Source organism: Bacillus sp. JJ1609 (assembly GCF_036967045.1).
Classification (GTDB): domain Bacteria; phylum Bacillota; class Bacilli; order Bacillales; family Cytobacillaceae; genus Mesobacillus.
This window is the reverse complement of the sequence record NZ_JBALSS010000008.1, coordinates 48,776-58,975: the sequence shown is the minus strand read 5'-3', so window position 1 is coordinate 58,975 and position 10,200 is coordinate 48,776. Positions and strand designations below refer to the sequence as shown.

The following is a 10,200-nucleotide window of genomic DNA, read 5'->3' as shown; positions in this document are numbered from 1 at the left end:
GAGCGAGTTGTTATGAGAGATGTTCCGATGACAATTCAAGGATCTAAAACCGTATCGAGTTGTTTGTTGAAAGCCTCCAAAGGCCTGCCAGTCACAAAATTGTCATACAAACCATCAAATAAGCCGCTTTTATGTGAGGTAGTTCACTTAATCAAGTTGCAAATACTTCTATACTTCTTTTATAGAGAAGTACAGAAGGAGGGCCAAATAATGTTTTCAAGAGATTTTAACAAAGACCCATTCATTGTGATTTGGGAACTGACAAGAGCCTGCCAATTGAAATGCCTGCACTGCCGTGCTGAGGCACAATATAGAAGAGATCCTCGCGAATTGTCCTTTGAGGAAGGAAGAGCGCTGATCGATCAAATATACGAAATGAATAATCCAATGCTTGTTTTCACAGGTGGAGACCCGCTTATGAGAGAGGACGTTTTTGATATCGCAGCCTATGCGGTTAAAAAAGGTGTCCGTGTTTCTATGACACCAAGTGCGACCCCGAATGTTACGAAGGAAGCGATCGAAAAAGCCAAAGAGGTAGGATTGTCACGCTGGGCATTCAGTATTGACGGCCCGACAGCTGAAGTTCATGACCATTTCAGAGGAACAGCAGGGTCATTTGATTTAACTATGGAAAGAATTAAGTACTTGCATGAATTAGAAATACCTATTCAAATTAATACAGTTATATCACGTTATAATATTGATTATTTAGATGAAATGGCAAAGATGGTTGAAGATCTGGATTGTGTTTTGTGGAGCGTGTTTTTCTTGGTGCCTACAGGACGGGGCCAGGAAAAAGACATGATTTCCCCAGTTGAGCATGAGAAGGTATTCACCTGGCTCTATGACTTAAGCAAACGTGTGAAGTTCGATATTAAAACAACGGCTGCCCAGCATTACCGCAGGGTCGTAATCCAGCAAAAAATGCGGGAAGCAAAAGACCATACCGAAGAAATCGATTATCTTACTGCGTTGACTAAAGAAGGACTGACAGGTTCAATTGATGGTCTTGGCAGGGCACCAAAAGGGGTCAATGACGGAAATGGCTTTGTATTTATCTCTCACACCGGGGACGTCTACCCAAGTGGCCTTTTACCTGTTAAAGCTGGAAACGTCAGGGAGCAGCCGCTTGCTGAAATATACAGGGAGTCGCCTGTTTTCAAGTCATTAAGGAATCCTGATGAATATAAAGGAAAATGCGGAGTATGTGAATTCAGGCATGTTTGTGGCGGATCCCGTTCACGCGCCTATGCTATGACCGGAGACTATCTGGAAAGTGAACCATTCTGCGTATACATTCCAAAAGCACTGAGAAAACAGAAACAAAGTTAAAATAGAGCTCCAACGTCATGGCGTTGGCGCTTATTCAATAGGCTGTGCTAAGGTTACTGTTGATTTTGAATCTCTGTAGCAGAAATCAACAGTCCACTGGACACATGCATTAAAAAACGAGTGAAGCTAGGAGCCTCACTCGTTTCTGTATTCATAATGTAAATGGATATCAATCTATACTGCAATACACAGCAGGGCAGTTTTCGCAGCCGATTTCCTGGCGTAAAAAGTCAACGTCGTGTACGAGGATTTTTCCTTTTTTAATTGAAATGATTTCTTCACGTTTAAGATCGTTCAAGATGCGGTTTGTGCTTTCACGGGAGGTGCCGCAAAAGTTTGCAAGCTCCTGGTTCGTTAACGGAAGGTCGATGAGGATCCCGTCATCCTTTTGGACACCGTAACTGTTGGTCATGCGAATCAGCGTTGAGAACAATGCGCCTTTTTTTCCGTTCAGTACAAGGTCGCGGAACTTCGTTTGTGTCTTGCGGAAATGGTCGCTCATCCATTTCATGAATTCGAATGCAAGCGATGGATTCTGGAAAATTTCTTTTTCAATGACATCTTTTCTGATGGCTGCAATTTTTGCATCTTCGAGGATAAGGGCGCTTAAAAGGTATTTTGGAGCATCAGTGAATAAAGTCAATTCACCGCAAATATCATTTTCCCCGCAAATCCTAAGTGCGAGCTCACGTCCATCCTGGGTGACCTTGCTGATTTGGACCTTGCCACCAAGGATTAAATAAAGCTCCTCTGCTTCCATTCCTTCCTGGAACAGGTATGAACCCTTTTTAGCATGGATCGTCCTGTCAGCAAACTGGAGCAATTCTTTAATTTCAATTGAATGAGTTACTTTATGTGCATGTGGCATGGTCATCACCCTTTTCATTTATTAAGAGGTAAAACTTAAACTTATGTCTGGTTCACCGTGTCAAAGTATTTATTGTCATAATAATAACACCGGCATAGTGTTAACTAAATATAGGAGCAGTAAGTGTCAAAATGTCGTCACATTCTAGGACCTTTTTGTTCACAAATCCGAAACAAATTGCTTTAATTTTATTATATCGATAAAAAGAGGCAGATAAATTACATGTTTGACGACATCTGTGACGGTTTAATGAACTTAGAATTAGGTGTGAAGTTCGTCACATCTAAAAGCTTGTGAATTTTTTACGATTTACCCATAGAAAGCTGCTATGACAATTTCAAAGCCATTAGGGAAATAAATTAGTAAGCTCAAAGGGGAGAAAAAATCATGAAAACACAAAAAGTTCAGCTTCCGTTGCAAACGCTCAGTCTTATAGCGGGGTTCATGGTGTGGGTAATCTTATCATCATTAATGCCATTCATAAAAGAGGATATCCAGATGTCGGCCAACCAGATTGCCATGGCAACAGCGATTCCTGTAGTCCTTGGATCCGTCTTAAGGATTCCCATCGGATATTGGACAAATAAGTATGGTGCGCGAAAATTGTTTTTCATCAGTTTTACATTGCTGCTTTTCCCAGTCTATTTCATTAGTCTTGCTGATTCTTATACAGATTTGCTGATTGGCGGATTGTTTGTAGGAATCGGTGGAGCTGTTTTCTCAGTAGGCGTAACTTCACTGCCAAAGTATTTTCCTAAAGAGCGCCACGGCTTCGTCAACGGTATTTATGGAGTTGGTAACCTTGGGACTGCGATCTCAACTTTCTCAGCTCCAGTTATCGCCTCCCAGCTCGGATGGCAGACAACCGTCAAATTGTATTTGATCCTGATGCTTGCCTTTGCATTGCTGAACTTCATGCTAGGAGATAAGAAGGAACCTAAAGTAGTCACACCTCTAGGAGAACAAATTAAGAGTGTTTATAAAAATCAAAAGCTATGGGCATTGAGCTTATTTTACTTCCTGACCTTTGGATCTTTTGTAGCCTTTACAATCTATTTGCCTAACTTCCTTGTAACCCATTTTGATCTTGAAAAGGTGGATGCAGGCATAAGGACTGCTGGCTTTATTGCTCTTGCAACATTTTTCAGGCCGATTGGAGGATGGCTGGGTGATAAATTCAACTCTTTCATTATTCTGATGTTCGTGTTTGCAGGTATGACGATTTCAGGAATCTTGCTATCATTCATGCCATCGCTGACACTATACACGATCGGCTGCCTGACAGTAGCCATCTGTGCAGGTATAGGAAATGGTACAATCTTCAAGCTTGTCCCACTCTATTTTTCCAAACAAGGAGGAATCGTGAATGGAATTGTTTCTGCGATGGGTGGATTGGGAGGCTTCTTCCCGCCGCTGATGCTCGCATTCTTGTTCAATCTGACTGGACACTATGCGATTGGATTCATGGCTTTATCACAAGTGGCACTAGCAAGCTTGATCATCGTCTTCTGGATGTATTACCAGGACAAATTGAGCTTAGCTAAAAATATCATTGACCATACGATCGAAGGTGTCATGATCACGGATGTAAAAGGTAATATCGAACAAGTAAATCCTGCTTTCACTACGGTGACAGGCTACACCCCGGAAGAAATTATCGGGAAAAATCCGCGCATTCTGCGTTCCGGTGAGCATGAGGAAGAATTCTACATGGATATGTGGAAAACAATCAAGGAGAATGGCTTCTGGCAGGGAGAAATCTGGAACAAGAAAAAGAATGGCACGATATATCCTGAGTGGCTGACAATTAGCCCTGTAAAAAATGAAGCAGGCGAAATAAAGAATTTTGTTGGCATGTTCAGTGAATTAACAGTGAAAAACAAATAAAGCTCTTTTCAAAACTGCATTAAACTGTTTAATGCAGTTTTTTCCATTCCCTATAAATTGACAACATCATGACAATTAAGGGTAAAAAACACTACCCAGACAATTTTTATGTTGTAATATATATAAAAGAGAAATTCTACTATTTAAATAGAGGACTAATAATGTTAGTGTGAGAATATTAGAGTGAATTGCATTTGTTGCTATTACGCTCACTAATCCTACTTCTATAATTGGAGTTGACACATATGGTAAAAAACATAATCAAAGACCAGTTAAATAGACCACTTCGAGATTTGCGCATTTCAGTAATAGATCGTTGCAATTTCCGCTGCCAGTACTGCATGCCCGCCGAAATATTCGGGCCAGACTTTGCCTTTTTACCTAAAAGTGAACTTTTGACTTATGAAGAAATTGAACGAGTGGCAAAATTGTTCATTGAACTTGGGGTAGAAAAAATCAGGCTCACCGGAGGAGAGCCTTTGCTTCGGAAGGATCTTCCGATTCTCGTCCAAAAGCTAAATGAGATTGAGGGCCTAAAAGATATTGCCTTAACGACAAACGGAGTTCTTCTGCCAAAATATGCAGAGCAGTTGAGAGCTGCTGGCTTGAAGCGTGTCAATGTCAGCCTCGACAGTTTGAAGGATGAGCTTTTTGGAGAAATCAACGGCCGGAATGTTGGCGTTGGCCCTGTGCTCGAAGGAATAAAAGCAGCTAAAAAAGCTGGCTTAGGTGTGAAAATCAATACTGTAATTAAAAAAGGGCTCAATGATTCTGAAATTCTCCCTATGGCTGAATTCTGCAAGAAGGAAGGCCTTGAGTTACGCTACATCGAATTCATGGATGTAGGCAGCACCAATGGCTGGAAAATGGATGATGTCATTACAAAGAAGCAAATGTTTGACATTATTAACGAGCATTATGAATTGGAGAGGGTGGACCCTGATTACTTCGGGGAAGTTGCAAAGAAATACCGCTACAAAGGTACTGATATCAATGTGGGATTCATTTCATCGGTATCGGAGTCCTTCTGTTCTAGCTGCACAAGATCGCGTCTATCGGCAAACGGACAATTATTCACTTGCCTCTTCAATGGAAATGGCCATGATATCCGTGATTTCATTCGAGAGGGTGCTACCGATGACGAGCTTCGGACACGCATAACAGATATCTGGAATCATCGCACGGACAGATATTCAGATGAGCGGACAGCAGAAACAGTCGCAAACAGGAAGAAAATTGAAATGTCTTATATTGGCGGCTAAGACTCCTTCGGGGGTCTTTTTCTTTTTGTAAGGGGATTAGTGTATGCAAAAATAGCTATTAGATTAGAGTGAATTTCCTCTGAGCAGAGGGAAAATCTTTTATATGCGTATGATGTCTCACAGGGACAAAGTCTTTCATAAGCCTTTTGTTGTCCAAGCCTTGATGGTATAAATAAAGTGGCTTCCGCTTTTCTCAAGGCTAATATGTGCATACTATGTTTCCAAACAACCTGATTATGGGTATAAACAGAATCAAATATATCTTATTTATGATTTGGAGAATGCCTGAATGCTTAAAAGAAGAATTGAATTTTTATTTGTATTTATTTTGATAGCCTGCATTTATATCGTGTATTTCACCGGCTTCAGTCAATTAGTCAAGGGTGGAGCCATAATAGTCTATGCAATCATTATCTTAATCAGCATCTATTCGCTGGTGCTGGAAAACCGTTCTGCTCAGCACACACTGATGTGGATGTACGTCTTGATCCTATTTCCAGTGGTGGGTTATTTCTTTTACTTGTTTTCCGGACAGCTTTACTTAAAGGGTTATTTATACAAAAGTAAGCGAACTCGGGATCGGGATGAATGGGAAAAAATAATGAGAAAGGAAGAGTCTCGTGACTTATCCTTCTTGATCGATAATCAGCAATGCTTTGCGCAGTATGCCAAGAATGCATCGTTCACACCAATTACAACAGGATCAAAAGCTAGGATCCTAAAAAATGGTGACGAAACTTTTTCGGAAATTAAGAAGAAGCTGAAGGAAGCTGAAAAATTCATTCACATTGAATATTATATTTTCAGGTCTGACCGGCTGGGACAAGAAATCATTGAAATTCTTATAGAAAAAGCGCAGCAGGGAGTTGAAGTGCTGTTCATGTTCGATGCTGCCGGCAGCATGAAATTTGCCGCAAAAGACCTGAAGGAAATGTTAGATGCCGGAATCAAGACACAGCCATTTTCTCCGCTAAAGTATGGCTTTTTCAATCAGAAATTCAACTTCCGAAATCATCGGAAAATTGTTATCATCGATGGTGAAATTGGTTTTGTAGGTGGCTTGAACGTTGGTATAGAATACCTTGGCGAGGATGAAAACTTTGGGTTCTGGCGAGATACCCATATGGTGCTTACGGGTGAAGCGGTATATACACTTCACAATGTGTTCCTGCTCGACTGGGAATATGTCAGCGGTGAGAGTGTTCTTGAGAATTATCCTGCTGTAAAAAAGCAGGATAATGACGAAGTACTGGATGGTGCTATCCAGGTTGTAGCGAGCGGACCTGATACCCAACAAGGAATCATGAGCGATTTTTATTATACAATGATGTCATGCGCAACAAAGTCCATTTGGATAGCGACGCCATATTTTGTACCAGATGAGGCGATCCGTACTGCATTGAGAGTTGCGGCAGCAAAAGGAATAGAAGTGAGGATCATGGTTCCTGAAATTAATGACAGCTACCTGACTCAGTACGCTAGCCGCTCTTATTTTTCGGAATTATTAAAGAGTGGGGCAGAAATCTATTCATATAAGAAAGGCTTTCTGCATCAAAAGGTGATTATCGTAGATGGTAATATTGCGTCTATAGGTACAGCAAATATGGATATGAGAAGCTTTCACCTGAACTTTGAGGTGAATGTATTCCTTTTTGGCACAAGCTCAATCAGGGATCTTGTCGCCCATTATGAGGAAGATATGCTGGAATCAGAAAAAATCAGTCCTGTTCAATATTATAAACGTGGGTTAATGGAAAGGTCGAAGGAGTCATTTGCCAGGCTATTTTCAGGAGTATTATAGGAAAAGACCTCATCACAACATGATGAGGTCTTTTCAGATTTAGGCAATAAATCGAGGGAACAAAATATTGTTTTCGAGATGTACATGCATGAAGGTATGAGCTTCAAGTGCTTCCAGCCGCTTGTATACTAAACGATATGTTCCGCATGCATCAATTGGCGGGGTGAAATCGGATGTTATTTCGCGCAATTCTTTAAGGATAGAGCCTGCATGATCATGTTCTTTTTCAAGTTCAGTGATTTCAGAAATCATCTCTTTGCGCTTATCGGAATCCGCTGAATCCAGCTGCAGCAGCATCGGGAACACTGTCGCTTCTTCCTTGGCGGTATGCTCAAGCAATTCCTTTTTTAACTCATAAAAGAGTTCATATACCCTTAAAAGCTCTTCATGACGATCTCCATGTACCTTAGAAACCTTGGTTACATATGGGCTAAGCATGGAAAGCTCTTCCTCGAGTTCACGATGATACTTATTTTTAATATGATCAATCAGGACTTCTGAATCGGTTTCTGTCCAAACCTCCATGCTATCTGCAGTTCCATTATGTTTTTTATATAGATCTTCAAGCTCCGCAATGATCGCCGGGACATTAAGGTTCTGTTCGGCAGCTGCTTCTGCAAGTGGTCGATTGCCGCCACAGCAAAAATCGAGACGGTTCTTCTTGAATAAATCACTGGATTGAGGGAACAAATTAACAATATCTTTAACTAAGGAATTTTGATTAAAAGGCATTTTCATGTAAAAAACCTCCATATATTTATTATTAGTGTTTACAAACTCATCATATAGGAATTGGATTAACTAACTGGTGATGTGCATCACACTTCACAAAAAATCTACATATTTATAGGGAATTTTAGAAGTGATTACTGTGAGGTTTGTTATATTTTCATTTTTCCATTACTCTTATAATGAAAAGCGTAATGTTACTAAAAGGCTTTTTTCACAATATTTTGTAGTAAGTACACTAAGAATGAATTGTGGCACTTTTTTCAAGGACTTTAAGTTCCTGTTAAGTAAAAATGCAAGATACACGAAAAGAGCCAAGATAAGTTTTAACCTGCAATAGGAGCTGATTATATATGTTAGAGAAAAGAAACCCTATTCCAATTGGAGAGGCCGTACAGAGGGTAATGGAGCATAAGAAAAATGGCTCAACTGAGTACGTTTCGATTAATGAAAGCTACGGTCGTTATCTGTCTGAGGATCTGAAAGCAACAAGTGACGTTCCGCATTTTGACAGGGCCCCGTATGATGGATATGCAGTTCGTTCGATTGACACACAGGATGCTTCTCAATCCCAGGCCGTTGAGTTTGAGGTCGTGGACCATATTGGAGCAGGCATGCTGACTGATAAAGAGCTTGGGCCTTTTCAGGCAGTGAGAATCATGACAGGAGCGCAAATGCCAGTTGGTGCTGATGCGGTTGTCATGTTTGAATTGGCAAAAGAAGTCGAGAGAGACGGAAAAAAATATATGGAAACAAAGCGCAAGCATAATAAGGGTGATAATGTCTCCTACCGTGGGGAGGATGCTAAGGAGGGGGAAGTGCTTGTCAAAAAAGGTACTTTTATCAATCCAGGGATCCAGGCAATGCTAGCCACATTTGGCTATGCAAAAGTCCCTGTGGCGAAAAAACCGGTGATCGGGCTTTATGCAACTGGAACCGAGCTGCTAGATGTTGATGAACCTCTTGAGCCTGGAAAAATCCGAAATAGCAATTCCTATATGATTTCGGCTCAAATCCTGCGTGCAGGAGCAGAAGTGAAATACTTTGGACAGCTGCCTGACGATTTCGATACCTGCTTCGAAGCGGTTAGTAAGGCAATTGAGGATGTCGATTTATTCATCACCACTGGTGGTGTTTCAGTAGGAGATTATGATTATCTGCCTGAAATTTATGCCAAGATGGGTGCCGAGGTTCTATTCAATAAAGTAGCGATGAGACCAGGCAGCGTAACAACTGTAGCTCAGCTGGACGGAAAGCTGTTATTTGGACTTTCTGGAAATCCATCTGCCTGTTATGTAGGCTTTGAACTGTTTGCGCGCCCAATTATCAGGACAATGCTATTCTCACAGCTGCCGCATCTAAGAAAGGAATTAGCAATTCTTGACGCTAATTTCCCGAAAGCAAATCCGTTCACAAGGTTTGTCAGAAGCGCATTGACAATCCAGGATGGAAAGCTCATTGTAACTCCGAGCGGTCTCGATAAGTCAAATATCATAATGAGCTTAGCAGGCGCGAACTCGCTGATGATCCTTCCTGGCGGCACAAGAGGCTTCGAGCAGGGGATGGAAGTTGATGTTCTTATGCTCGAAGATCACACAGGCAGTGAGTGGCCTTGGTAAAACCGATCATTTTCCAGGTTGCAGGATATCAGGACAGCGGCAAGACGACATTAAGTCTAAAGCTGATAGAACATTTATCTGCATCCGGGCTGAAAATTGCTACAATCAAGCACCATGGTCACGGCGGAAAGCCAGAGGTAAATGAAACAAAGGATTCGGGGCGCCTTATTGCAGCAGGTGCAGCCGTCTCACTCGTTGAAGGAGAAGGCAGGATCCTTATCCAGGCAGAACAAAAAAAGTGGTCACTATGGGACGAAATCGAGATGCTTTCTTTCTTTAAACCAGATGTGATTCTTATTGAAGGATACAAAAACGAAAAGTATCCAAAGGCAGTCATTCTTAGGGATGAGGGAGATCTAGAGCTTCTTGACAAACTGCCTAATATAAAAGTCATTTTTTATCGTGATGCAAGTCTGGCAAGACATCTCATGGACCAAGAAATCCCAGCATTTCATTCGAGTGATGCGTCTGGTTTTGTCTGGCTAACCCATTATATTAGAGCCGATTTCACATAGATTGCAAATGAGACTTTTTGAAAGGGTTTTTTGAATGTAACTGGACAAAACATACAATGCGAAAAATAGAGGATGAAATTATTTGTTCAGCACAGATTGTCGATAAATACAGTTCAAAGTTCAGTTTTGAAACCCTGTTGATTGGAGTGGAAGGCGCGCAGACTCCTGCGGGCTCAGCGCCAGCCCC

At 41.3% G+C, this 10,200-nt stretch carries 8 protein-coding genes; 6 read left to right on the top strand and 2 right to left on the bottom strand.

Annotated elements, in window-relative coordinates; all coding sequences use genetic code 11:
• Positions 1-210 precede the first annotated feature (210 nt).
• Complete coding sequence (locus tag V7654_RS09060) at positions 211-1,332, top strand: TIGR04053 family radical SAM/SPASM domain-containing protein (protein WP_335430023.1); 1,122 nt, start codon at positions 211-213, stop codon at positions 1,330-1,332.
• Between the two features lie 169 nt (positions 1,333-1,501).
• On the opposite strand, the gene V7654_RS09055 is transcribed toward V7654_RS09060, so the two are convergent.
• A complete protein-coding gene (locus V7654_RS09055) occupies positions 1,502-2,200 on the bottom strand; it encodes a Crp/Fnr family transcriptional regulator (RefSeq protein WP_335430022.1) in 699 nt (232 codons plus the stop codon).
• A gap of 387 nt (positions 2,201-2,587) precedes the next feature.
• On the opposite strand from V7654_RS09055, the gene V7654_RS09050 reads away from it, so the two are divergent.
• From V7654_RS09050 to cls, 3 genes are all read left to right on the top strand, one after another.
• Positions 2,588-4,087 (top strand): nitrate/nitrite transporter, encoded by a 1,500-nt coding sequence (locus V7654_RS09050; RefSeq protein ID WP_335430021.1) that lies wholly within the window; start codon positions 2,588-2,590, stop codon positions 4,085-4,087.
• Positions 4,088-4,332: 245 nt separating this feature from the next.
• Positions 4,333-5,349, top strand: a complete 1,017-nt coding sequence (gene moaA, locus V7654_RS09045; protein ID WP_335430020.1) for a GTP 3',8-cyclase MoaA — start codon at positions 4,333-4,335, stop codon at positions 5,347-5,349.
• A gap of 289 nt (positions 5,350-5,638) precedes the next feature.
• Entirely contained in the window at positions 5,639-7,150 is a 1,512-nt protein-coding gene (gene cls / locus V7654_RS09040; protein ID WP_335430019.1) for a cardiolipin synthase, read from the top strand.
• A 39-nt stretch (positions 7,151-7,189) separates the two neighbouring features.
• On the opposite strand, the gene ric is transcribed toward cls, so the two are convergent.
• Entirely contained in the window at positions 7,190-7,888 is a 699-nt protein-coding gene (gene ric / locus V7654_RS09035) for an iron-sulfur cluster repair di-iron protein (protein ID WP_335430018.1), read from the bottom strand.
• A gap of 344 nt (positions 7,889-8,232) precedes the next feature.
• Here ric and V7654_RS09030 point away from each other — a divergent pair, with 344 nt between their 5' ends.
• On the top strand, positions 8,233-9,498 hold the full coding sequence (locus tag V7654_RS09030; RefSeq protein ID WP_335430017.1) for a molybdopterin molybdotransferase MoeA: 1,266 nt from the start codon (positions 8,233-8,235) through the stop codon (positions 9,496-9,498).
• Positions 9,486-10,013 (top strand): molybdopterin-guanine dinucleotide biosynthesis protein B, encoded by a 528-nt coding sequence (gene mobB / locus V7654_RS09025; RefSeq protein WP_335430016.1) that lies wholly within the window; start codon positions 9,486-9,488, stop codon positions 10,011-10,013. The genes V7654_RS09030 and mobB overlap by 13 nt, the downstream gene beginning before the upstream one ends.
• Positions 10,014-10,200: the final 187 nt, after the last annotated feature.